General features: G+C 73.8%; 17 protein-coding genes and 1 pseudogene. 11 read left to right on the top strand and 7 right to left on the bottom strand.

The features are described from left to right. Positions 1-7: 7 nt before the first annotated feature. Complete coding sequence (locus tag QMG73_RS22790; RefSeq protein ID WP_265251314.1) at positions 8-280, bottom strand: acyl carrier protein; 273 nt, start codon at positions 278-280, stop codon at positions 8-10. 9 nt (positions 281-289) lie between these two features. After that, complete coding sequence (locus QMG73_RS22785) at positions 290-1,582, bottom strand: condensation domain-containing protein (RefSeq protein ID WP_281898813.1); 1,293 nt, start codon at positions 1,580-1,582, stop codon at positions 290-292. Positions 1,583-1,717: 135 nt separating this feature from the next. Here QMG73_RS22785 and sbnB point away from each other — a divergent pair, with 135 nt between their 5' ends. From sbnB to acpS, 6 genes are read left to right on the top strand one after another with little or no spacing between them, the layout of a single operon-like run. Next, positions 1,718-2,749: a 2,3-diaminopropionate biosynthesis protein SbnB gene (gene sbnB / locus QMG73_RS22780; RefSeq protein ID WP_281898811.1), complete on the top strand. Its 1,032-nt coding sequence runs from the start codon at positions 1,718-1,720 to the stop codon at positions 2,747-2,749. A gap of 12 nt (positions 2,750-2,761) precedes the next feature. Next, positions 2,762-3,730 (top strand): 3-oxoacyl-ACP synthase III family protein, encoded by a 969-nt coding sequence (locus tag QMG73_RS22775; RefSeq protein WP_281898809.1) that lies wholly within the window; start codon positions 2,762-2,764, stop codon positions 3,728-3,730. After that, positions 3,727-4,536 carry a hypothetical protein gene (locus tag QMG73_RS22770; protein ID WP_281898808.1) on the top strand — a complete coding sequence of 270 codons (810 nt, stop codon included), beginning with the start codon at positions 3,727-3,729 and terminating at the stop codon, positions 4,534-4,536. The genes QMG73_RS22775 and QMG73_RS22770 overlap by 4 nt, the downstream gene beginning before the upstream one ends. After that, positions 4,533-5,141, top strand: coding sequence for an acyl-CoA dehydrogenase family protein (locus tag QMG73_RS22765; protein ID WP_281898806.1), 609 nt, complete (start codon positions 4,533-4,535; stop codon positions 5,139-5,141). Before QMG73_RS22770 ends, QMG73_RS22765 begins: the two co-directional genes overlap by 4 nt. A 2-nt stretch (positions 5,142-5,143) precedes the next feature. Next, complete coding sequence (locus tag QMG73_RS22760) at positions 5,144-6,283, top strand: acyl-CoA dehydrogenase family protein (RefSeq protein ID WP_281898804.1); 1,140 nt, start codon at positions 5,144-5,146, stop codon at positions 6,281-6,283. Between the two features lie 16 nt (positions 6,284-6,299). Then, positions 6,300-6,674: a holo-ACP synthase gene (gene acpS, locus QMG73_RS22755; RefSeq protein ID WP_281898802.1), complete on the top strand. Its 375-nt coding sequence runs from the start codon at positions 6,300-6,302 to the stop codon at positions 6,672-6,674. Positions 6,675-6,782: 108 nt separating this feature from the next. On the opposite strand, the gene QMG73_RS22750 is transcribed toward acpS, so the two are convergent. Beyond that, positions 6,783-7,754, bottom strand: a complete 972-nt coding sequence (locus tag QMG73_RS22750; protein ID WP_281898800.1) for a TauD/TfdA family dioxygenase — start codon at positions 7,752-7,754, stop codon at positions 6,783-6,785. A 130-nt stretch (positions 7,755-7,884) separates the two neighbouring features. Here QMG73_RS22750 and QMG73_RS22745 point away from each other — a divergent pair, with 130 nt between their 5' ends. From QMG73_RS22745 to QMG73_RS22730, 4 genes and pseudogenes are all read left to right on the top strand, one after another. After that, positions 7,885-8,655 carry a thioesterase II family protein gene (locus QMG73_RS22745; RefSeq protein ID WP_281898799.1) on the top strand — a complete coding sequence of 257 codons (771 nt, stop codon included), beginning with the start codon at positions 7,885-7,887 and terminating at the stop codon, positions 8,653-8,655. After that, positions 8,652-10,277, top strand: coding sequence for an amino acid adenylation domain-containing protein (locus tag QMG73_RS22740; protein WP_281898798.1), 1,626 nt, complete (start codon positions 8,652-8,654; stop codon positions 10,275-10,277). Before QMG73_RS22745 ends, QMG73_RS22740 begins: the two co-directional genes overlap by 4 nt. Then, complete coding sequence (locus QMG73_RS22735; RefSeq protein ID WP_281898796.1) at positions 10,274-10,483, top strand: MbtH family protein; 210 nt, start codon at positions 10,274-10,276, stop codon at positions 10,481-10,483. Before QMG73_RS22740 ends, QMG73_RS22735 begins: the two co-directional genes overlap by 4 nt. Beyond that, a pseudogene (locus QMG73_RS22730) lies at positions 10,464-13,676 on the top strand (amino acid adenylation domain-containing protein); the annotation flags it as partial. The gene QMG73_RS22735 and the pseudogene QMG73_RS22730, both read left to right, overlap by 20 nt. On the opposite strand, the gene QMG73_RS22725 reads toward QMG73_RS22730, so the two are convergent. Genes QMG73_RS22725 through QMG73_RS22710 form a run of 4 tightly spaced genes read right to left on the bottom strand, consistent with a single transcriptional unit; the run spans position 13,650 to position 22,322 of the window. Beyond that, entirely contained in the window at positions 13,650-14,990 is a 1,341-nt protein-coding gene (locus tag QMG73_RS22725; protein ID WP_281898794.1) for a type III PLP-dependent enzyme domain-containing protein, read from the bottom strand. The pseudogene QMG73_RS22730 and the gene QMG73_RS22725 overlap by 27 nt on opposite strands. Further along, positions 14,987-16,477, bottom strand: coding sequence for a class I adenylate-forming enzyme family protein (locus tag QMG73_RS22720; RefSeq protein WP_281898793.1), 1,491 nt, complete (start codon positions 16,475-16,477; stop codon positions 14,987-14,989). The genes QMG73_RS22725 and QMG73_RS22720 overlap by 4 nt, the downstream gene beginning before the upstream one ends. Beyond that, positions 16,474-21,120 carry a condensation domain-containing protein gene (locus tag QMG73_RS22715; protein ID WP_281898792.1) on the bottom strand — a complete coding sequence of 1,549 codons (4,647 nt, stop codon included), beginning with the start codon at positions 21,118-21,120 and terminating at the stop codon, positions 16,474-16,476. Before QMG73_RS22715 ends, QMG73_RS22720 begins: the two co-directional genes overlap by 4 nt. A gap of 8 nt (positions 21,121-21,128) precedes the next feature. Continuing rightward, a complete protein-coding gene (locus QMG73_RS22710; RefSeq protein WP_281898790.1) occupies positions 21,129-22,322 on the bottom strand; it encodes a class-II aminoacyl-tRNA synthetase family protein in 1,194 nt (397 codons plus the stop codon). Positions 22,323-22,461: 139 nt separating this feature from the next. On the opposite strand from QMG73_RS22710, the gene QMG73_RS22705 reads away from it, so the two are divergent. Then, positions 22,462-23,532 (top strand): phosphopantetheine-binding protein, encoded by a 1,071-nt coding sequence (locus QMG73_RS22705; RefSeq protein WP_281898788.1) that lies wholly within the window; start codon positions 22,462-22,464, stop codon positions 23,530-23,532. Positions 23,533-23,731 lie beyond the last annotated feature (199 nt).

Below are 23,731 nucleotides of genomic sequence, written 5' to 3'. Positions count from 1 at the left end.
TTTCGGACTATCGCGCCGCGAGCGCCTCGTCGACGACGGCGACGACACTGTCGATGTTGACCATGCGGGCCAGCTGTTCCTGCTCGATCTCGATGTTCAGCTCCCGCTCCAGAGCGGAAAGGATCTCGATCGCGCCCAGCGAGTCGGCGTCGTGGTCCTCCTTGAACCGGCTGGTGTCGGTCATCTCGGAGGGGTCGATCTCCAGGATCTCGCACACGATGTCCTTGATCTTCGCGCGCTGCGCGTCGTCGACACCGGCACGCACGGTGGAGTCGGTCATGTGGGCTCCTTACCTACCAACCTGAGCGGTACCTACGGACCGGAGCAGGCTGACGTACTCGCCGGCCAGCTCGCGAACGGTTTCGGCCGTGAACAGTGAGGTGTTGTATTTGAGCTTCGCGCGGCTGGCGGCGCCGTGGCGGAGCACCTGAAGCGTCATGTCGAACTGGCCCAGCTGCTGCGGCATGTCGAAGTGGGAGACGGTCATTCCGGCGTACTCGACGCGGCGGCCCGGCTCCCAGATCTCGTAGAAGGGGTCGGTCGGGTCGTCGAAGCCCATCACGAACATGACCGAGACCAGGCCCGCCCGGCTCGAATCGCGGTCGGCGTCGACGAGCCGCGGCATCAGCGCGAACGGATAGTCGCGGTACAGGCCGCCGCGCCACAGCTTCTCGCGGGTGCGCGCCAGCAGCGTGCCGAACGAGTCGCCGGGTTCGAGCCGCGCGCACAGCGGCAGGGTGTTGACGAAGTTCCCGACCGCGCCCCGGTACCGCCGGTCCGGCCGGACCGACACCGGATAGCCGATGACGATGTCGGCGCGGCCGCTGAAGCCGAACAGCAGGAGCTGAAAGACCGCGAAGAGATACGCGAAAGGGCTCGCGCCCGCGATCGTCTCGCTGGGCAGCTCGACGTCGATTTCGGCGCCCTCGAACCGGTACACGTCGGGTCTGGGCCGGTCGGTCGGCAGGCCCCTCCCGCCCGCGCGCCCCAGCTCGTCCCGCCAGTACGCGCGCGCCTTCGCCGCCCGCGCCGAGCCGAGGAACTCGCGCTCCCGGCGCACGAACCGGTCGAAGTCGGCGCCGGTGTCCGCGACGTCGCGGTGGACCCCCGCCACGACAGCGGCGTACTGGTCGAGAACCTCCCGCATGACCAGTACCTGTGACGCGTTGTCCGTCGCGATGTGGTGCGCCGCCATGAGCAGTACGTCCGGCGCGCCGCCGCGCCGCATCAGCGTGAACCTGACCGGCGGCTCGCGGTCGAGCCGAAATGGGCGCTGCGCCAACCGCCGCGCGACATCCCGCGCCCCGGCGTCGTCCGCACTCACGTCGTGGAGCTCCAGCACGGTTTCGGTGCCGCCGCGGTAGCGCCGCACCTCGCCCGCGACCGCCCGGAAGACGCAGTTCAACACGCTGTTACCGGCGGCCACCCGCCGCACCGCCGTAGCCAGCGCCGGCACGTCGACGGGGCAGTGCAGGTTCATCGCCGCGGCCACGTTGTAGGCGCCGCTGTCCGGTGCGAGCTCATGGAGAAACCACAGCGCCTGCTGCCCGATACTCAGTTCGAAGCATGCGTCCTCTGCCATCTCTCCACACCCTGACCGTGAGCTGACCGCCAACGTAGGCAGCCGCCCCGGAGCGCGTACAGGAACCGGGGAGGCAACTTTCCTGCCGCCGCCGTTGCCTGTCCGGTCGCGCGCGAACCGCCCTACGCTGGCGCGGTGACGGTCCCCTCGCACGCGGCAGCCGGCAAAACCTTCCACACGATGGGCGCGACAGATATCCGCGCGGTCATCGAGGCGTCGCGTCCGGAGATCGTCGCTTGCGTCCGGGACACGTACCTGGCGCACGAGCGCGGCGAGACGATCTGCCTGAACAGTCAGTTCCTGCGCTTCCCGGAGAAGCCGAACGCGCGGATCATCGCCCTGCCCGCCTTCGTGCGCGAGCCGCGCGGCGTCGCCGGCATCAAGTGGATCAGCAGCTTCCCGGACAACCTCGCCGACAACGTGCCGCGCGCCTCGGCCGTGCTGCTGCTCAACGACTTCGCGACCGGGTTCCCGTTCGCCTGCCTCGAAGCCGCCCAGATCAGCGCCGCGCGGACGGCCGCGTCCGCCGCGCTCGCCGCCGAGGCCCTGCACGGCACCCGTGCGGCGGGAAAGGTCGCGGTGATCGGGGCGGGTGTCATCTCCCGTACCGTCGTCGAGTTCCTCCGCGCGCTCGACTGGTCCATAGTGGACGTCGCGGTATTCGACACGGTGCCCGGGTACGCCGAGAAGTCGGCCCGCCACATCGCCTCGCTGGGGTACCGCGCCGCGCCGTCCGCCACGCTGGCCGCGGCCACCGGCGGCGCCGACATCGTGGTGCTCGCCACCACCGCGGCCGCGCCGCACATCGAGGACCCGGGGTTCTTCGGCGCCGGCCAGACCGTCCTGAACATCTCGCTGCGCGACATCGGGCCGGACATCATCGCGGCGTCACACAACATCGTGGACGACGTCGCCCACTGCCTGAACGCCGGCACCTCGCCACACCTGGCGCGGCAGAAGTTCGGGCACCACGAATTCATCGACGGCACCATCGCCCAGCTGATGCGCGGCGACATCGCGGTGAGCCGGGACCGGCCGCGGGTCTTCTCGCCGTTCGGGCTCGGCGTGCTCGACGTCGCGGTCGGGCTCGCGGTGTTCACCATCGGCGCTCGCCGGGGCGCTGTCCGGGAGGTACCGGACTTCTTCGCGGACGCCCGGCGATGGTAGGGGGCCGACGGGATGCTCTACCTCCAGGCTGTGGCGCCGTTCGTGCCCGGTGACACCATCGGCATCGCCGACCCGGACGCCCGGCTCGGTATCGCCGACACCGAGGTCCGCCGGCTGACCCGGTTCCTCGGGCTCGACCGGGTACCGACCGCGGGCCGGCGCACGGTACTGGACATGCTGGTCGCGGCCGGGCAGGACGCCCTGGCCGGTGTCGACCGCTCGCGGGTCCGCTACGCGGTGCACGCCCACACGGCGCCGCACGCCGCACCGCCCGACACGCGGCTGATGGACGCGCTGCGGCAGCGGCTGGGCCTGCCCGGGGCGCGCGCGTTCGCCATGTCGCATCAGGCGTGCGCGATCGGCCTGTACGCCATGACCGTGCTCGAATCGCTGCTGCGGGCGGAACCGCCGGGGAGCTTGGCCCTGCTCATGGTCGCCGACAAGGTCGTGTCGGGGCTGATGAGGCACCTGCCCGGCATCACGGTCACCGGAGACGCGGCGGCGGCGGTGCTGGTCGGGTTGGACGGTCCCGGCGACGCCGTGCTGGGGGTCGCCCGCCGCACCCTCGGCGAGTTCCACGAGGCCGGCAACATGCCCGAGCCGCTGCGCCGCCGGTACCACCAGCTCTACGTGCCGACCGTGGCGGCGGTGATCCGGGACGCCCTCGACACGGCGGGGGTGGCGATGGACGCCGTCTCCCTCGTGCTGCCGCACAACGTCAACCGGTACTCGTGGAGCGTGATCGCGCGGCACCTCGGGCTCGACCTCGACCGCGTGTACCTCGCCAACGTCCCGAGGATGGGCCATTGCCACTGCGCGGATCCGTACGTGAACCTGGTGACCGCCCGCGCGGAGGCCGCGCTGGCACCGGGCGACATCGTGCTCATGGTCTCCGTCGGCCAGGGCGGCACCTTCTGCGCCGCCGTCCTCCGCACCGCGGCGCAGGCGCCCCTGCCGTCCACAAGGGAGGTTCGCGCGTGAGGCTGCGGCGGCCGGCCACGCGGGTCTTCGCCCCGAACGGGCGCCCCGCGCCGACCGCGACCGAGCTGCTCTACATGACCGACTATCTCGCCGAGTTCGGCATGGCGCCCGACCTGGACCTGTACGCGCGCGGCGGCGGGTACTCCTTCATCCGCATGTGCGAGGCGCTGCTGGACGGCCTGCCGGAGGAACTGCCCACAATGGACGCGGCGGTGCTCGCCTACCACCTTCCCGACCTGCAGGTGATCGAGGTCGCCGGGTGCTACCTCGCCGGCCGGCTGCCCGGAAGCCCGGCCGTCTTCTCGGTGTCCGGGCAGGGCGTCGGCGCCCCGTTCACGGCGCTGCGGGTGCTGGACTGCCTGCGCCGGTCGGGGGCGCTGGCCGACGGCGCCGTGTTCGTCCTGGACCAGACGACGGCGCCCTACCCGGACTCCAGTACGCACGGCGGGGCGGTGCGCGACTGCGCGCTGCTGCTCCGCACCAGCCTCGACGACGGGGACGCGGGGGTCGCCCTCGACTTCCTCGACGAGTGTCCGGTCGACGATCCGGCGCCGGTCCTGGATGCGCTCGCGCGGCGGCATCCGCACCCCCGGATCCTCGCCGGCCAGACTCTCGCCGCCCGGCTCGACCCGGACCTCCGCGCCCGCCTGGACATCGTGGACGGTCCCGCGCACCACCTGTGTACGAGCGCGTGGGCGGCGCTCGCGGAGCACTGGCCGCGCGAGCGGTACACGGTCGTCGCCGACTACGACCCACACGCCGGGCGCCTGTTCCAGGCCGGCCTGCGACCGGGGCGGCCGGCGTGACGCCCGACGGCTTCCGGGCGCTCGGGCGCACGTACGGCCTCGCCGCCGGCCTGGCCGCGGTGCTCGACGGGTTCGACACGGCGGTCGCCGCACCGCAGGGCGTGGCGGTGCTGCCGGCCGCAGGACTGCCGCACGGCGCCTGCGTGGTGCCGCATCCGTTCGCGGCGCGCGAAGGGCTGGCCGTCGTCCGGTTCCCGCCGCAGTCCCCCAACGGCAGGATCGGCTGGGGACTGACCAAGGCCCGCGCGGTCGCGCTCGCGGCGGTGCGCCTCGGTGTCCTCGAAGGACTGCTGGACACGGCGATCACCCGCCTGGCGGGCCGGACCTTCGGCGGCGTACCCCTGATCGAGAAGCAGCTCGTCGTCGGCGCGATAGCCGACGTGCTGACCGAGCTGGAGCTGTCGGCGGCGCAGTGCGCCGAGGACGCGCCGGCCGAGACCGCCGCCGCCCAGCACGAACGGTTGACCGAGGCGGGCTGGACCGTCACCCGCTTCTTCGGGGCCGAGGGCTACCTCGCCGACCATCCGGTGCGCGGCCTCTACCTGTCCGCGCTGGTCGCCGACGTCTGGGTGCCCCGGCCGATGGACACGTACCCCGGGGAGTGACCATGGTGGACCTCGACGACCGGCTGCGCGCGCTGCGCGGCGTGAGCGCCGAACTGGCCCGGGAGCTGCGCGGGCACGCCCTCGCCGTCGACGCCGACCCGTACCGGATGGAGCCGCACCTGGCGATCGGGGCGTACGGCGTGCTCCGCCAGACCATGACTCCCCGCCGGTACACCGACGGCCCGCTGCGGGTGGGGCGCTTCGAGTACCCGCCGGGATCGTGCCTCGACGGCGTCGTACGCGACGTGGAGCTCGCCTACGGCGACGCCGGCGTGCTGCTCGCCTGCCCGGGCCCCGGTCTCGCCGGGATTCTCGTCGACCAGCTCGCCGACGACGCCCAGCGGGACCACTTCTACGGCGCTCTGGCCACGGACGCCGCCTGGTCGTTCTTCGCGGTGACCGAGCCGGGACGCGGCAGCGACGCCAGCGCGCTGACGACCGAGCTCAAGCGCGAGACGCCCGACTGCTACCGGCTGCGCGGGACCAAGCGCTACATCGGCAACGGCTCGCGCGGCGGTATCGGCGTCGTCTTCGCCCGCACCGGCAGCGCGCCGCTGTCGATCCGCGCCGCGCTGGTCGAGGCGGACATGCCGGGATTCCACGCGACCGGGCTGGACATGATCGGGCTGCGCGGCGCCTGCCTCGGCGAGATCCAGCTGGACGGCGTGCCGATCCCGGCCGGCATGCTCCTCGGCAACCACCTGCCCGCGCTCCGAAGGGGACTGTGGGGAGCCATGCGCGTGTTCAACACCATGCGGGCGCACGTGGCCGCGCTCGCCGTCGGCACCGGTCTCGCGCTGGTGGACCTGGTACGCGCCGAGCGGCCGGGCGCGCCGGGCATCGACCAGCTGCGCGCGCGGCTGCTGGCCTGCCGCCGGCTCGTGTACACCGCCGGCGCCGCGGTGGACCGGGACCGCGACGCCAGCGGCCCGCCGGGCGTGGCGAAGAACGCCGCGAACGCGCTCGCCCGCGCCGCCAGCCGGTGGGCGGTGCGGTCGCTGGACCCCGCCGCGCTGCTTTCCGTCCCGCTGCTGGAGAAGTGGACCCGCGACGTCTGCGGCTTCGAGTTCATGGAGGGCACGAGCGACATCCAGCGCCAGCACATCACCCGCTCCTACCTCAAGAGCCGGTCCGCACGGTGAAAACACGGTCAGTGCGATGAGGATCGGTGCCGACCTGGTCGACGTGGCGCGCTTCGCGCCGATCGCCGCGCACCCGCGCGGGCGGCGGATGGTCTTCACCGACGCGGAGCTGGCGGTCGCCGACACGCTCGGCACGCGGCGGCGCGGCGAGTACCTGGCCGGCCGGTTCTGCGCCAAGGAGGCGGTCGCGAAGGCACTGGGCCGGGGACTCGGCCAGGGGCTGGCATGGCGGGACATCGAGGTGCTCGGGGACGCCCACGGCGCGCCGGTCGTCACCATGCGCGGCGGGGCGCTGGCGATCGCCACCCGTCAACGGGTCGCGCGCGTCGAGCTGTCGCTGAGCCACCAAGGTGGACTCGTGTTCGGCGTGGCGGTCGCGATCCCGGCGTAGATGTTCTATTCCAAGGGATATCGAGCTACCGCGACGTCCGCCGCGCGCAAGACCGCTGCTCCCGCGGCCTCGCCCTCCGCGGCTACACGACCCGCCGCGGTCTAGCGGTCAGACCAGTACGGAGCCGTTGTCGATCCGGCGCGGCCGGGTGCGGCGGCTGTCCAGGTGCACGAAGACGCGGTGCAGCCAGCGATCGCTGCCGTCGTAGCGCGGCTGGAACCCCACGCGCCCGTGCACGACCAGCCGGTTGTCCAGGAAGACCATGTCGCCCGGGCTCAGCACGAGGTCGGCGCGGACCTCCATCAGCGCCTCGCGCAGCCGCGCCAGCGCCCGGGCGGCCGGCTCGTCGAGGGCGGTGGTGGCGTGGAAGTCGACGCAGAGGTCCGGGTCGTCCGTGCTGCCCTCCAGTACCGGGCGCGGCGCCGACCGCGACGCCAGCCGGAACGACGGCGGGGCCGCGGTGACGAACCGGTCCTCGTGCAGGATGGCCCGGCTCGCGTCGTCGATCAGCGGCAGGGCTCGGCGGATCGACGCCACCCGCGTGCCGACCTGCCCTTCGTGGGCGGGCCGCAGGCATAGCAAGCCGACGTAGTGGGGGCGGTCCGGATGGAAGGCGTTCTCGGTGTGGAACTCCAGGGGCACCGAGCCGCCGTTGCTCTGCGACCGCGCCAGCGACCGTACGGGCACGACGTTCTGCACCATCGCGCCCTGCTTCTCGTCGCGGTAGGCGATGACCTCACCGAGCTGCAGCCCGAGGAGCATGGCGAGGGCCGCGGGCACCGTGACGGACCGCTCGACCGAGTCCGCCTCGTTCGGCGTACCGGGCAGCGACGCCACGTCGATGGGCAGGTTGGTGACGGACAGCCTCCCGGACAGGCCCCCGTCGTACCGGAAGCTCCTGATCGCCTCCAGCAGGCGGACCGGCAGGTGGCAGCTCTGCGACCGGGCGCGCGCCTGCCAGGCCGTGTCGTCGACCCACTCGGGCGCCGTGCGTATGAGGCGCTCCACCACCGCGCTGGTCACGGACCGCTCGGCGGGGGTCAGTGCCACGTCCCGCAGGTCCACGAGGTCACTAATCACCGCACGACTCTCGCAGCCGCCCCGCGCGGACTCCAGGCATCGCACGGGCAACTGCGCGGTGCCAAGCTGCCGGGCCGTTGCCTCGCCGTTGCCTGGCCCGGCGCCGGGACGGCGCCCACGCTGGAGTCCAATGACGACACTGAACGTCCCGGTCTCCGGCCGGTGGCTGGCGCGCTCGCGCACCGCCGGTGACCCGAGGCTGCGGATGATCTGCTTCCCGCACGTCGGTGGTGGCGGTGCCGCGTTTCACTCGTGGCTGGACGCGCTGCCCGCCGGCGTCGAGCTCTGCGCGATCCGGTTGCCCGGCCGGGAGAACCGGCTCCACGAACCGCTCCTGGACGATCCGGACGACCTGTTCGCACACCTGGAGCCGGTACTGGCGCCGCTCAGCGACCTGCCGTTCCTCCTGGTAGGACACTGCTCGGGCAGCGTGCTGGCCTACGAGTACGCCCGCCGCCTGCACGCCGCCGGCGGCCCGCGGCCGGCGATGGTCGTGCTGTCGTCGACCGAGGCGCCGCCGCACCGCCGCGTCGACGACCCCCTGCACCTGCTGCCGCGCGACGAACTGCTCGACCGGGTCATCGGGTACGGCGGCATGGCGCCGGAGGTGCTCGACGACGCCGGCCTCATGGCGATCTTCGAACGGATCCTGCGGGCCGACTACCGCGCGGTCGAGCGGCTCCGCTACTCGGCGGGCCCGCCCCTGGACGCGCCGATAACCGTGATCGGCGGCCGGCACGACCGCTTCACCAGCCGCGCGGCGATGGCCGCGTGGTCCGAGGAGACGACCGGCGAGTTCTCCCTGCACCTGCTCGACGCCGGCCATTACCTGCTGCGCGAGGCCGGCCCGCGGATGGCGGACGTCGCGCGGGCGCTGCTGGACGGGCGGGCGCGGCCATGAGCGGGCCGGGATGGCGCTTCGAGACGGCTGGCGACGCCGCCGCGGCTCGGTTGCCGGACGAGGAGCGCAAGGCGCTGGAGAGCTGGAGCACCGGCCCGCGGGAGCACCGGCCGGCCGCCACCGTCGTGGACCTCTTCCGGGCGCAGGCGGGCAGGACGCCCGACGCCCTGGCGGTCACGGTGTCCGGCGCCCGCCTGACGTATCGGGAGCTCGACGAGCGGTCGAACCAGATCGCCCACCATCTCGCGGGTCTGGGCGTCCGGCCGGAGGCGCCCGTCGGCGTGTGCCTGCGCCGCACGGCCGACCTGCTGCCGGCCCTGCTGGGCATCTGGAAGGCGGGCGCCACCTACGTGCCGCTCGACCCGGACCTGCCGACCCCGCGGCTGCGGCGGATGGCGTCCAGGGCCGGCTGCGCGCTGGTGGTGACCGTCGCCGGACTGCGGGGCGTGCTGGAGCCCCTCGACGCCGGCGACTTCGTGCTCCTGGACGAGCGGCGGGAGGCGATCGCGGCGCTGCCCCGAACGCCGGTGGACGTCGCGCCCCGGCCCAGCGGCCTGGCGTACGTCATCTACACCTCCGGCTCCACCGGCGACCCCAAGGGTGTACTTGTCGAGCACGGCGGCCTGCTCAACTATCTACTGTGGACCGCCGAGGAGTACGCCGCGCGGGGCGAGGGCGGGTCGCCGTTCTTCACGTCGATCGGCTTCGACCTGGGCGTGCCGAGCCTGTTCACGCCGTTGCTGGTCGGCCAGCGCGTCGACCTGCTGCCCGATCCGCTCGACCTCGCGGACCTCGGCGCCCTGCTGGTGGCCGGTGCGCCCTACAGCTTCGTCAAGATGACCCCCGGCCATCTCAACCTGCTCAGCCTCGACCTGTACCCGGAGCAGGCGCGTGACCTCGCCGGGCTCGTCATCGCCGCCGGTGACGCCTTCACCACCGAGCTGGCGCGGCGCTGGAGCGAGCTCGCCGGGCCGGGCGGCACGCCGGTCGCGACCGAGTACGGCCCGACCGAGATCACGGTCGGGAACTCGGGCCAGCGGGTGGCGGGCGCCGGATCGGAGGGGCTCGTGCCGCTCGGCGCGCCGATCCCGAACACCACGATGTACGTGCTGGACGACCGGCTCGAACAGGTGCCGGTGGGCGTACCCGGCGAGGTGCACGTGGGTGGCGCGGGCGTCTCCCGCGGGTACCTGCGTGACCCCGCACTGACCGCGGACCGGTACGTGCCCGATCCCTTCGGGCCGGCCGGCGCGCGCCTCTACCGCACCGGCGACCGGGCGCGGTGGCTCTGGCCTGGCTACCTGGAGTTCCTCGGGCGGGTCGACCACCAGGTGAAGATCCGCGGGTACCGGGTCGAGCCCGGCGAGGTCCGCGAGGCCCTGCGGCGGCGCGCCGGCGTCGACGAGGCGGTGGTGATCGCGTACGGGCCGCCGGTCGCGCAGCGGCTCGCCGCGTTCGTACTACCCGTGCCCGGCCACCCCTTAGACGCCGCCGGCCTGCGCGCCGGCCTCGCCGCCGAACTGCCCGCACACATGGTCCCCGCGGAGATCGTCGCCATCGACGCCGTCCCGCTGACCGCCAACGGAAAAGTCGACCGACGCGCATTGGAGAACCTGCTGTGAACCGGACGTACCAGGTGGTGGTCAACCAGGAGGAGCAGTACTCGATCTGGGAGGCGGACCGGCGTCCGCCCGACGGGTGGCGCGCGGACGGTTTCACCGGCGGCCGCGAGGAGTGCCTGCGCCACATCGCCGAGGTGTGGACGGACATGCGCCCGCTCAGCGCCCGAAACGGCGACGAGGCAGCCGATGCCAGCGTTGCTTCCTGAGCTGTTCCTCGATCGGGCACGCCGCCACCCGGAGGCGCCGGCCGTCCGGTCCGGATCGCGGGTCGTCACGTACCGGGAGCTGGAGTCGGCCGCGCGGCGCGTCGCCGGCGCGCTCGCCGCGCACGGCGTCCGCGCGGAGTCCACTGTGGGCATCCACGTCCCGCCCGGTCCCGACCTGGTCGCCGCGCTGCTGGGCACCTGGCTGGCCGGCGGCTGCTACGTGCCGCTGGACCCGATGGCGCCCGCCGCCCGCCTGCGCGAGGTCCTCGACCTGGCCGGGGCCCGGATCGTGCTCACCACCGCCGGCGGGGCGCCACGCGAGCCGCTCGGCCACGCCGTCGTCTGGGACGTCTCCCGGCCGGCCGGTGGCGACCGCCCGCTGCCGGCCGCCGCGCCGGACCGCGCCGCGTACATGATCTTCACCTCGGGCTCGACGGGCCGCCCCAAGGGAGTCGTGGTCGAGCACGCCGGCATCGCGAACCGGGTCCGCTGGGGCGTACGCGCGCTCGGCCTCTCGGACGCCGACCGGGTACTGCAGAAGACGCCGCTGGCCTTCGACGCCGCCGGGTGGGAGATCTTCGCGCCGCTGCTGTGCGGCGGCGCCGTGACGTTCGGCCGGCCCGACGCCGGACGCGACGCCGCCGAGCTCGTCCGGTCGATCCGCGAGCAGCGAGCCACCGTCCTGCAGGTGGTGCCCACGATGCTGCGGCTGCTCGCCAACGAGCCGGACCTGGCCTCGTGCCGGAGCCTCCGGCTGATCTGCTGCGCGGGCGAACCGCTGCACGCCGAGCTGTGCCAGCGCGTCCTGCGCCAGCTCGACGTCCAGATCCTGAACACCTACGGGCCCACCGAGTGCTCCATCGACGCCCTGGCCGGGTGGTTCGATCCCGCGCAGGCCTCCGGCCCGGTACCGATCGGCCGCCCCATCGACGGCGCCCGGGCGGTACTGCTCCCGCCCGACCCTGGCGTCAGCGACGACCCGGCGCCGCGCGAGCTGTACCTCGGCGGCGTCGGCGTCGCCCGCGGGTACCACGGCGAGGCGGCGCTGACCGCCGAGCGGTTCCTGCCGGACCCCGAGGGGCCACCCGGGGCGCGCCTGTACCGGACCGGCGACCTCGTGCGGCCGCGCCCGGACGGGACGCTGGAGTTCGTGAGCCGGGCCGACGACCAGGTGAAGCTCAACGGCGTACGGATAGAACCGGCCGAGGTGGAGGCGGCGCTGGCCGCGCATCCCGACGTGACCGAGGCGGCGGTCCGGGTGGTCACCGACGGCCGCGGCACCCGGCAGCTCGCGGCCTGGGTGGTCACCGGGCGCGAGAGCACCGTGGACGGCCTGGCCGACCACCTGCGCCGGCGGCTCCCGCCGGCCATGGTGCCGGCGCTGTTTACCCGGCTCGACGCGCTGCCGCGGACGGTGAGCGGCAAGACGGACCGCGCGCGGCTGCCCGAGCCGGACCGGACCGGGCCGGCGAACGGCGCCGTGGGGGAAGGCGTGCCGGCGTCCACCGAGACGCGCATCGTGATGTCGGTATGGCGTCGCCTGCTCGCCGTCGACGACATCGGACCCGATGACGACTTCTACCGCCTCGGCGGCCACTCCCTGCTGATGACCCGCCTCGCGGCCGACCTGCGCGAGGCGACCGGGCTGGCGCTGGACTTCCGCGACCTGCACCGGGCGACGACCGTCCGGGCCCAGGCGCGACTGCTGCGCGAGGCCGAACAGGCGCAGCCCATCGAGCCGCTGCCACCCGGAGCGCGCCTTCCGCTCTCGCCCGCGCAGGAGCGCTTCTGGGTGCTCGACCGGATGAACCCGGCCAGCCCGGAGTACCTGCTGCCGATCCTCACCTGGCTGCCGGCCGGCGTCCCGCCCGAGGTGGTCGAGCGGGCGCTGGCGCTGGTCATGGGCTGTCACGACGTGCTGCGCACCCGCTACGTCATGGACGCCGACGGGCTGGCGGCCATCGTCGAGAGCGACCCTGGCGTGCCGCTGCGCGTCGAGCGGGTGTCCCCGTCCGGCATCGGCAAGGTGGTCGCCGCGGAGCTGGCCGAGGGCTTCGACCTGGCCGTGGCGCCGCTGTTCCGGGCCACCCTCGTCCACGACGGCGGGCCGGAGCAGCTGCTGGTACTGGTCTGCCACCACATCGTCTGCGACGGCTGGTCGGCCCGGCTGCTGGACCGGCAGATCGCCGAGACGGTCGCCGTGCTGGCGGCCGGGCGTACCCCGACACTCCACCGCCCGGCCTTGCGCTACCCGGACGCCGTCGCGTGGCTGCGCGCGCGCCCCGCCGCGGAGCTGGCCGACGACCTCGCGTACTGGCGGGAAACGCTCGACGGCCTGCCGCCGCTGGAGCTGCCGACCGCCCACGAGCGCCCCGCGCGGCGGAGCCTCGACGGTGCCGCGATCGCCTTCGAGCTGCCCGCGTCCGTTGTGGACGGTCTGCTGGCGGCTGGTCGCGACGCCGGCGCCACGCCGTACGTCGCGTTCCTGACACTGTGGACGGTGCTGCTCGGCCGGGCCGGCGGCGGCTGGGACTTCGGGGTCGGCGTGCCACACGCGGGACGGTCCCGACCCGAGCTGCACGAGCTCGTCGGTCCGTTCATCGAGACGGTGGTCATCCGGTCGCGGCTGGCGCCGGAGCTGCCGTTCGCCGAGGCGCTGGCCCGGGTCGAGCGCGCCTGCCGCGAGGGTTTCGCCCGGCACGGCGCCCCGTTCGAGATCGTCGCCGATGCCGTGGCGGGACCGCGCGACCTGTCCCGTACGCCGCTGTTCCAGACGCAGTTCACGATGGCGGGCGACGGCCTGGCCGGTCCGCACCGGCGCGAACGCGACGTGGCGGTACTGTCCGAGGCCCCGACGGCGGCCCGCACCGACCTCGCCCTCACCCTGTGGCCGTACCCGGACGGGCGCTATGGCGGGGCGATCGAGTACGCCGCCACGGTGTACGCCCGCGGCACCGTCGAGGCGCTCGTGGCCGGGTTCGGCGCGCTGGCCGCCCGGTTCGCCGCCGAGCCCACGCTGGCGCTGAACGTCGCCGACGCGCCACCGCCGGCCGCACGCCACGAACAGGTGATCCTCGGCTTCGCCCGGGACCTGCTCAAGCGCGACGACATCGCCCCCGACGACGACGTGTTCGCGTGCGGCGGCACGTCGCTGCTGGCGGCACGTCTACTGTGGAACGTGCAGAGCGCCTTCGGTGTCGAGGTGCCCCTGCGCGCGTTCTTCGACCGGCCCACCGTGGCGGGCTTGGCCGGCGAGGTGGAGCGCCTCGTCCGCGCCGAGTTCGACGGGCAGTAGCTCCAGCCGGCGGGCGTCCACCACCGAGCCGTCCTCCTCCAGCACCACCTCGGCCGGTACCGGCTTGCTGAGGAAGGCGAGGAGGCTGGCCGTGAGCCCGTACGCGCCGACGTTGGGTATCTCCAGCACGTCGCCGACCCGTGGGACACCGGTGGCCGCCCCGCGGCTGAGCACGTCGAGCGGGGTGCACAGCGGCCCCACCAGGCTGACCCGGCGGTCAGCGTCGGCGAGGACGAGGGCGCCCACCGGCCGGGCGTCGGGCACGAGGATCCGCCCCAGGCCGGACATGCCGCCCAGCGCGTTGACGCCGGTGTCCAGCACCACGTACGTCGTCGGGCCGCTGGTCTTCACGTCGAGCACGGTGGTGAACAGCGAGCCGCAGCCGCTGGCGAGGTACCGCCCGGACTCGACCGCGACACACGGCCGCTGGTCCCGCCACCCCGGCAGCCCGTCGTCGAGCACGGCACCGAGCCGCTCGCGGAGGTTCGGGTACTCGGTGCGGCTTCCCGGACGGGCGAAGGGCGCGGCGAACCCGCCGCCGATGTCCACCAGTCGCATCGGCAGGCCGGTCTGCCGCAGCAACGCCGCCACCGTCTCCACGCTCAGCGCGAACTCGGCGACCAGGTCGTCGGGCTCCGCCACGTTTGTCGCCGGAAAGACGTGCAGCCCCACCGGGCGTACCGGCCCGGACGGGTCGCGGCGCTCGATGATCCGCCGCGCGGCCTCCGGCGCCATGCCGAACTGGGTGGGCGCCCCGGTCATCCGCAGGCCCGAGCCGCGGCCGTTCCCCCGTCCGGCGCCGGCGGACACCGCGTTCAGGCGGAACATCACGTCGACCGCGACGCCGTGACGCCGCGCCGCGCGGTCAAGCCGTTCGTGGTCCACTTCGGACTCGACCGAGAACGACCGCACGCCGCGCGCGAGGGCGTCGTCGAGCTCCGCGTCGGTCTTGCCCGGCCCGGTCATCAGGCACCGGTCGGGCGGCTGCCCGGCGGCCAGCGCGACCGCTAGCTCACCGGACGAGCTGACCTCGCTGCACAGGCCGGCGCGGACCGTCTCGGCGACCACGGCCGGGTGCGGGTTCGCCTTGAGCGAGTAGTAGATCCGGACCTGCTCGGGTACCGCCCCCCGCAGCGCCCGGATACCGGCCCGCACCTCGCCGAGCCGGTACACGTACAGCGGCGTCCCGTACCGCTCGACCACGTCGTTCATCGTTCTCCCGCGAGCTCGGCCTTGAGCAGGTTCTTGTCGATCTTTCCGTTGGGCGTGCGGGGCAGGGCGTCGACGACGAGGCACCGGTCGGGGATCTTGGCCGGTTCGAGGCGCTCCCCGATGCCCTTGAGCACGTGCTCGGGCGGGATGTCGCCGCGCACCCACAGCACGCACTCGCGCGCCGTGCCGACCAGCGCGGCGGCGCACTCCTGGACCTCGGGGATGTCCAGCGCCGCCGCCTCGATCTCGTTGACGCTGGTGCGGACGCCCCGCCGCTTGAACACGTCGTCGCGGCGGCCCACGATCCGCAGCGCCCCGTCGGCGTCCATCGCGCCGAAGTCGCCGGTGCGCAGGTACCGCTCGCCGGTGGCCGGCTCGACCCGGAAACGCTCCGCGGAGGCGACCGGGTCGCGCCAGTACCCGTCCATGAGGTGCGGGCCGCGCACCACGATCTCGCCGACCTGTCCCGCCGGCAGCGCCTCGCCGTCCTCGCCGACCACCGTCACCGAGGTGCCCGGCAGCGGCGTGCCGACGGTGCCGGGCTTCGACAGGTCCTCGTCCGGCGCGGCGATGCTGATCCGCTTGCACTCGGTCATCCCGTACATGGGCACCACGGCGGCGCCGGGAAACGCGGCGCGCAGCCGGTCGGCGACGCTCCGGGTCAGCTCCGCGCCGGTGTTCGTGATCAGGCGCAGGGGCGCGGGCGCCTCGCTCGCCCGCCGGCCCGCGAGGGCCAGCAGCGTCTGGGCCACGGGCGGCACGACCGGCAGCACGGTGGCGCGGAACTCCCGCAGCGCCCGGAACGCGGTCAGCTCGTCCCGGGCGTCCACCATGGCCAGTTCGGCGCCCGCGTGGACGGACAGGAATGCCTGGTACAGCGCGTAGTCGAACGAGAACGGCAACCGGCAGCAGACCACGTCGTCGGACCGGTAGCCGAGCCGGCCGGCGATGGCGTCGACGGCGAAAAGTACCTGCCGGTGGCGGGACACGACGCCCTTGGGGCCGGCCGTCGAACCCGACGTGTAGATCAGCAGCGCGATGCCGTCCGGTTCGGCACCGTCTACACCCGAGTGTCCAGTGTGGTCCGTCTCCGCCATGACCTGGTCGATCGCGGCAACCGGCACGCCCGCGGCCAGGCTCGCGAGGCGTTCGGCGGTGTCGGCGATCGCCAGCCGAGGTTCGGCGTCACCGGCCACCGCCGCCAGGTGGTACGGGCGTGCCTGCACGCTGACCGGCACCACGGCCGCGCCCGCCGACAGCGCCCCGTACAGCACCGCGACAAGATGCCGCGAGTTGGCCAGCGACACCAGTACCCGGTCGCCGCGCGTCACGCCCCGCCGGCGCAGCGCGGCGGCGACGCGCCCGGCGGCCAGCCGCAGCTCGGGGTAGGTCCAGGCTCCGGTGGCGTCGCGCACGGCGATCGCGTCGGGCGCGCGGCCGGCCGCCCGGTCGAGCAGGTCGCACACGGTGCGGACGCCGCCGGTCACCGGAGCTCCGAGATCTCGTCCCACAGCGTGCCGGCCGTCTCGAACATGTCCAGCACCAACCGCTCGTCCGGGATGACGATGTCGTACGCGTTCTCCAGCGACGCCAACAGCTCCATGGTGGACAGCGAGTCGAGCCCGGCCGCCGCCAGCTCCAGCTCCGGGGTCAGCGGCTCCTCCGGGGGCAGGAACGTCAGCACCGACCGCAGCAGCGACTCGAAGGTGTCGTCCCACGGCTTGGGCCGGTCCGCTGTCGGGCGGGTACCGTCCGGCGCGGGCAGCCGCCCCGGATCGAGGGCGCCCCGCGGGGTACTGGGCCACGCGTCGACGCTCACCAGCAGCTCGGGCACGAGCCGTCTGGGCAGCCGGGCGGCGATCGACCTGCGCAGGCCGGCGGCGTCGAACGGCGCGCCCGCGACCGTGCGCACGTACCCCACCAGGTTCCTGCCCTCCGGCAGGTCGGGCGACGGCAGCGCGTACGCGTCGAGGACCGCCGGCTGAGCGCACAGCGCGTCGCGGATCCGCAGCAGATCCAGCCAGTCGACGTTTCCTACCGGCTCGATCGGGCCGAGCTGCTCCAGGCGCCCGCCGTCGTCGAAGCGGGCGAGCCGGCCGGTCCGGAACAGCCGCCCGCCGCGGCCGGCCGGATCGGGCACGAAACGGGCCGCGGTGCGGGCCGGGTCGTCGAGGTATCCGTCTCCGATCAGCGGGCCGCCCACGCACAGCTCGCCGGCGACGCCGATCGGCACCGGCCGCAGCCGGTGATCGCGCACCGACAGGGTCACGCCGGGCAGCGGCCGGCCACCGAAGGCCAACCACCCAGGCACCTCACCGACCCCGGTGGCCACGACCACGGCGCCGCCGGCCGGGCCGGCGCCGCCCGGCGCCCCCGTTGGGTCGGCGCCGACGATCGCCGTCATCGACGCGGGGCCGGCGGACAGCACCGCCTCCGCTGCCAGCGAAGTCAGCTGGACGTGGGTCACCGCGCCCGCCGCGAGGATCGCCGACAGCTCGGCCACGCCGTCCGGCGCCGGGTGCGGGCCGAGGACCACCTGCCCGCCGGCGGTCAGCGGGAGCAGCAGCTCGACCAGCTCGGCGGCGGTGCTCGACGCGCCGGCGGACAGCCACACCGGTCCCCCAGCCGGCTCGTCCACGACGCCGCGCACGCTCGCCAGCGCGTGGGCCAGGGCGCGGTGCGACACGACCACGCCGGCCAGCACGCAGGCGGCGCCGTCCAGGGACGGTGCGCCCGCCCGCCGGCCGGGCAGGACCACCACCTCAGGCGCGTCCGCCGGCGGTTCCACCAGCGCGTGCGCGCCCGCCTCGGCGAGCTGTCCCAAGGGGACGGGCAGCCACGCCGCGCCCGCCTTCCACACGGCCAGCGGCACGACGAGCGCCGACAGGTCACGCGCCGGCGCCGCGGCGACGAGCTGGCCCGGGCCGACTCCCGCGTCCTGCAGCCGCCGCGCCAGCTTCGCGGCCGCGGCGTCGAGGTCCGCGTACGAGAGCGTCTCCGCGCGCCAGCGGGCCGCGGGAGCGTCCGGCTGCTCGCGTACCCGTTGGGCGAACGCCTCCGGTACGCTCACCGGCCGGGCCGCGAGGGCGGGACCGGTGCCGTACGCCCGCAGCCGCTCGGCCTCACCGGCGGGCAGGCACGCCTCGGTGGCCTCTCCCCCGGTGCCGCTGGCCATCCGTTCGAGCACCGACCGGTACATCGCGCCGAACCGTTTCGCCGCCGGCCGGCTCAGCGCGTACGTGGTGGTGTTCAGCCGCAGCAGGCCGGGCATCGTGAACACGTGCAGGGCGAACTCGTTGTCGGTCTCGTCGATCGTCTCCGCCCAGCCGACGAGCTCCTGGTCGACCTGGTGGAAGTCCAGGTAGTTGAACATCACGTCGATCAGCCGGCCGCTGTGGCCGGCCTCCTGCTGGATGACCTGCATCGGGTAGCGGCGGTGCGGCCACATCGCGGTCAGGTCGTCGTACACCCGCCGGACCAGCTCCTCCCAGGTGCGCGCGCCGGGCGGGCAGGCGAACGGCAGCGTGTTGAGGTACATGCCCGGTACCCGGTCCGCGCCGGCGATCTCCGGGCGGGCGTCGCAGACGAGGCCGGTGAAGAAGTCCTCCCGTGCCACCGCCGCGCCCATCACCGTCAGGTGCGCCGCGAGCAGCACCGCCTTCAGCGAGGTACTGGTGCGCGTGGCGAGACCGCGCAGCCCCTGCTCGATATCGTCGATGAACACCGTGTGCTGGTACCGCTCCTCGGGCGCGTCCCGGTCGCCCTGCCAGGCTGGCGGCAACTCCGCGGGCACCCGTCCGGCGACGACGCCCTGCCAGTACTCGCGGTCCACCGTGGACGCGACCGCCGCGCGCTCGGCGGCGATGTGGTCGGCGAACCGGAACGGCACCGGGTCGGGCGCGGCCGGGGTGCGGCCGGCCCGCAGCTCGCGGTAGCTGGTGAGGATCTCCATGAGCAGCGAGTGGAAGCTCCAGCCCTCCAGGATCGGATGGCACTCGGTGACCGACAGCCACCAGTCGGTGGTGCCGGCGGCGATGTGCGCGTGGATCCGGAACAGCGGCGCGGTCGAGAGGTCCATCGGTATCGCCCGCTGCCGGGCGGCGTAGGCGCGCATCAGGGGTTCCCAGCCGTCCGGGCCCAGCGCGCCGTGGTCGGTCACACCGGCCACAATGGACGCCGCGCGGTGGACGAGTTGCAGCGGCACCGTGTAGCCGTTCAGGTCGAAGGTCGTCCGCAGCACCTCGTGCCGGTCCACCGCCAGCTGCGCGGCGGCCTGGAACGCCGCCGGCGCGAACGCCTCGCCGTCGCGGATGCGGAAGGACGTCGTGTCCTGGTAGCGGCTCCGGTCGGGGCGCGCCCGCATCTCCACGATCATGCCGAGCTGCGCGGCGCCAACGGGGTACGCGTCGACCAGCCCGTCGGGCAGCGCGTCCCGGTCCGCCTCGCTCACCATGGCGAACGGCGCGACGCCATCGCTCGCCACCGCGTCCCGCGGCGTACCGGGAATCACGCCGGCCAGCTCGGCGATCGTCTGGTTGGCGAAGATGTCGGCGGCCGTCACCTCGAACCCGAGGTTCTTCAGCCGCCCGGCCAGCGCCACCGCGCGCAGCGAGTCGCCGCCGACGTCGAAGAAGTTGTCCTCCGGGTCGACCTTCTCGATCCGGAGGATCTCGCCCCACGCCTGCCGCAGCGCCGCCAGCACCGCGCCGTCCGGCGGCGCCTCGTCGCGGCGAGGCTCGCGGTCCACAGTGGTGGGTGGAGCGACGGGTGATACGCCTACGCCCAGCGGAGCCTTCGGGTCCAGCAGGACGCGGTCGAGCAGGTCGTCGTAGGACGCCGCGAACCGGCGCGCGGTGCCCTCGTCGAACAGCGCCTTGGCGTACTCCAGCGACGCGTGCAGCCACCCCGACGGCGCCTGCGTGACGTGCAGGGTCAGGTCGAACTTGGACAGTGTCCAGTCCTCGGGCCGCACGTACGTCACGTCGACGCCGGGCAGGCTGACGGTGCCCTCCTCGGCGTCGTTCAGGTCGAAGGCGACCTGAAACAGCGGGTTGGACGCGGCACCCCGGGCGGGACGCAACTCGTCGACCACCATGGGGAACGGCGCCTCGCGGTGGTCGAGCGCCTCCAGCGCGCCCTCCCTGACCTGCCCCAGCAGGTCGGCGAAGGACCTGTCGGGCTCGCACCGCGCCCGGATCACGACGGTGTTGATGCCGTAGCCGACCAGGTCGTCGAGCTCCGGCCGGGTCCGCGCGCTGACCGGCGTGCCCACCGCCACGTCCGGGGCGCCGGACAGCGCCGACAGTGTGGCGTGGAACGCCGCCAGCAGCACCATGTACGGCGACGCGCGATGCTCCGCCGCCAGCGCCCGTACCCGTTCGCCGCGCTCCGCCCCGATGGGTACCTCGATGACGCCGCCGCGCCAGTCCGGGCGCGCCGGGCGCGGGCGGTCCACCGGCAGTCGCAGTTCACCCAACCCGTCCAGCCGCCGGCGCCAGTACTCCAGGTGGGGGCGCAGCGCACCGGTTCTGGCCCGGTGCGCTTCCCAGGCGGCGAAGTCGGCGTACTGGACGGCCGGCTCCGCGAGCGCCACCGGCACGCCGGTGACGCGTCCCCGGTACAGGATGCCGAGCTCCCCCGCGATGAGGCCGAAGGATGCCGCGTCGCAGGCGATGTGATGCATCGTGACGACCATGAAATGGTCGTCGGGCGCGTGCCGCAGGAGGGCGACCCGCAGCGGGTGCTCGGTCTGGAGGTCGAAGGGCCGCTGCCGCTCCCGCGCGGCGAACTGGAGCGCCTCGCCGGTGTCGACCAGGCTCGGCGCGAACGGCCCCGGCGGGTCGATGACCTGCGTCGGCTCCTCGCCGACCTGCGCGTACCGGGTGCGCAGGATCTCGTGCCGGTCGACCAGGCGCTGCCAGGCCCAGCCCAGCGCGTCGACGTCCAGGGGGCCGGACAGGCGCAGCGTCCACGACATGAGGTAGGCGGTGCTCGCCGGATCCAGCCGGTGCAGCACCCACATCTGCCGCTGGCCCGCGGACATCGGCAGCGGCCGGTGGCGGTCCGCCCGGCCGATCACCGGTGCCGGCGACGCCGCTCCGCTGAGCCGCCGCTGGATCAGCTCCTCCATCGGTCCTCCTATCGCTCGCCGCATAGTTCGCGTACCGCTGGCGGCCAGCCGTCCGGGTCCGCGCCGTGCCGGCTGAGCACGGCGTAGAGCAGGCGCTCCAGCCCGAACCCGGCGCAGCCGCTGACGACCGGCCCGTCCCCGGCGCGCGTGATGTCGAAGCTCCGGCCGAAGAAGTCGTCGTGGAAGTTGAAGGAGCCGACCGCGAGGTCCCGGCCCGACCCGAGCCGGAGCCGCACCTCGTACTTGAGCTCCAGCAGGCGCTGCGACCACGCCTTCGACGCGGGATCGGCGCCGACGAAGAACGGGTCGGTGGCGACCTGGCAGTACCCGTCCAGCTCCCACTCGTCAAAGAGGTCGAAAATCGTCCTCATGAGACTCTCGCGGGCGTCCAGGACCTCGCCGCGCCCGCCCAGGAACACCGTCTCGCGAATCGTGAAATCCCACAGCCGCTCGAGCGTGGTGGCGTACCTGCCCTCGTGCCGGAACGACTTTCCGCACGACGTGACGGTGTGTAAACCGGTCCCCGGCAGCGCGCGCCCGCGATATTGGGCGAACGTATGGAAACACATGGTCGGCGGTAAGCAGTAGTCCACGTTGCGGCATTGGGTCAGGACCGCCGGCGGCACCGAGCCCACCGTTTCGTGCGCTTCCTGGAATTCGCGGTACACGTCCAGGTCCTCGTGCAGGCGGGTCACGAACATGAGGAATTGGGGAAATGCCGCCGGGTACCCGGCGCGGTCGAGGACATCGGTGCGGATAAGCGTCGGATATCGGTATTCGGTGGCGCCGAACGCCGCGACGACGATGCCTCGGATACGCCGGTCGAGACCGTCCAGCAGCGAGATCAACGGCTCGGCGAACGCCACCTGCCCCTCGCCGCACTCGCTCACCAGCCCAGACGCCAGCAACGACGGGTAGACGTCCGCGTGCGCCGCCCCGGCGTGCGCCGACTCCCAGACCACCTTCACCGGCAGCTCCGGCTGGGGCACCAGGTCGGTCTCCACCAGCGCGTTGACCTTGGTGGTCAGCGCCGCCCGATCGGGCTCCCCGGTGCTGAACAGCAGCACCGAGTGGACCGCCCCGTCCCGCACGACCAGGCGAAACGACGAGATGTGCGGAGAGACGAACAGGATGCGGCGCTCGAGCTCCGCCGCCTGGGCCTCGGCAATCGGCGTACGCAGGACGACTGTGGTCTCGATCATCAACTGCCTCTCGCCAGCAACCGCCTCAGTAATCCACGGCCGCCCCAGCGGTGCCAGGCAACGCGACCGGCAACCCCGGCGTCCCGACTTGCCCGTCACTTTCCTGGCCCACCGGCGCCCCGATCGCCAGGATCTAGCGATGACAACCGTCGACGCGCGGGCGCCACGGCTGCGGTCCTGCCGGGCCGTCGAGGCGACGCTGTGCGAGGTGTGGAGCGGCCTGTTCGACCGGGAAGTCTCGCCCTACGACGACTTCTTCGACCTGGGCGGCGACTCGTTCACCCTCCTCGACATGGTGCGGGCCGTCCGCGAGCACGGCATCAACCTGCGCAGCTCCGACGCGTTCCGGTACTCCACGCCGGCGCGGCTCGCCGAGAGCCTCACGGTACGAGCCGGCGGACCGGCGCTGCCCGCGCTGCGGACCGCGGTGGCGCGCCTGGCACAGGACAGCGCACGGTCCTGGGTGGACACCCCAACACCCGCCGTGGGCGACGCGCCGGTGTTCGTGCTCCACTCCGACAGCCACCACCGCCGGGAGCGGGAAGCCGCGCTGGCCTGGGCCGGCGCCCGACCGGTCGCGGGACTGCCGGTGCCCGGCTCGCGCGGGCCGGTCCCACCCTCGTACCGCCTCGCCGACCTCGCCAGCCGCCATCTCGCCACGCTCACGCACGCGCACCCCGCGGGCCCGGTGCGCCTGATCGGATTCGGACACCACGGCGTCGCCGCCTTCGAACTTGCCCGGCAGCTCCGCATCGCCGGCCGCGAGGTCGCCCTGCTGGCCCTGGTCGAACCGCCGCCGATCGGCGACCAGCCCTCACCGCCGATCGAGCTCCTCGACCTCGTCGAGCACCGGCTGGCACGGCTGGCCGGGCGCTTCGCCCTCGCCGGCGAGGAGAGCCTTTCCGAAATCCTCACCGTGATGCGCGACGACGGCTGGTACGACCCGGACACGACCCCGGCTGACCTGCCCGGCCTCCAACTCGCCTGGGCGCAGCTGGCGCAAGCGGTACACGAATACGAGGCCACCCCCTACGACGGCCCGGTCCTGCTGCTCCAAGACGGGCTCGACCCCCGCCCAGCGTCCGCGACCTGGGGCACCCTGATCGCGGACCTGCGCGTCCACTCCTTCGACTACGGCCTCGAACCCCCCTCGCCAATGCTCGAAGACCCCGCCCTAGCCGCCATCATGCGAACGGCCCTAGCGACCTAGACGTCCAAATGCGACAAGCGGGATCCGAGCTACCGCGACGCCCGCCGCGCTCCATACCGCCGCTCCCGCGGCCTCACCCCCCGCGCCCCCACACCCCCACCACGATCGACCGCACTGCCCCCGCCCCCGCGGCACTGCACACCCCACCCGCCCCACCCGCCCGGCACACCCCACCCGCCCCACCCGCCCGGCACACCCC

Origin of the sequence: Phytohabitans aurantiacus, assembly GCF_027923225.1 — a bacterium.
Classification (GTDB): domain Bacteria; phylum Actinomycetota; class Actinomycetes; order Mycobacteriales; family Micromonosporaceae; genus Phytohabitans; species Phytohabitans aurantiacus.
Note: the sequence above shows the minus strand (reverse complement) of the source record. Positions and strands in the feature narration are given on the sequence as shown.

Bases quoted from the DNA above. Each gene is read 5' to 3' on its own strand.
- QMG73_RS22760 (WP_281898804.1), top strand. From the start codon at position 5,144: ATGGTGGACCTCGACGACCGGCTGCGCGCGCTGCGCGGCGTGAGCGCC.
- acpS (WP_281898802.1), top strand. From the start codon at position 6,300: ATGAGGATCGGTGCCGACCTGGTCGACGTGGCGCGCTTCGCGCCGATC.
- QMG73_RS22705 (WP_281898788.1), top strand. From the start codon at position 22,462: ATGACAACCGTCGACGCGCGGGCGCCACGGCTGCGGTCCTGCCGGGCC.
- QMG73_RS22745 (WP_281898799.1), top strand. From the start codon at position 7,885: ATGACGACACTGAACGTCCCGGTCTCCGGCCGGTGGCTGGCGCGCTCG.
- QMG73_RS22790 (WP_265251314.1), bottom strand. From the start codon at position 280: ATGACCGACTCCACCGTGCGTGCCGGTGTCGACGACGCGCAGCGCGCG.
- QMG73_RS22715 (WP_281898792.1), bottom strand. From the start codon at position 21,120: ATGGAGGAGCTGATCCAGCGGCGGCTCAGCGGAGCGGCGTCGCCGGCA.
- QMG73_RS22710 (WP_281898790.1), bottom strand. From the start codon at position 22,322: ATGATCGAGACCACAGTCGTCCTGCGTACGCCGATTGCCGAGGCCCAG.
- QMG73_RS22725 (WP_281898794.1), bottom strand. From the start codon at position 14,990: ATGAACGACGTGGTCGAGCGGTACGGGACGCCGCTGTACGTGTACCGG.
- QMG73_RS22775 (WP_281898809.1), top strand. From the start codon at position 2,762: ATGCTCTACCTCCAGGCTGTGGCGCCGTTCGTGCCCGGTGACACCATC.
- QMG73_RS22785 (WP_281898813.1), bottom strand. From the start codon at position 1,582: ATGGCAGAGGACGCATGCTTCGAACTGAGTATCGGGCAGCAGGCGCTG.
- QMG73_RS22740 (WP_281898798.1), top strand. From the start codon at position 8,652: ATGAGCGGGCCGGGATGGCGCTTCGAGACGGCTGGCGACGCCGCCGCG.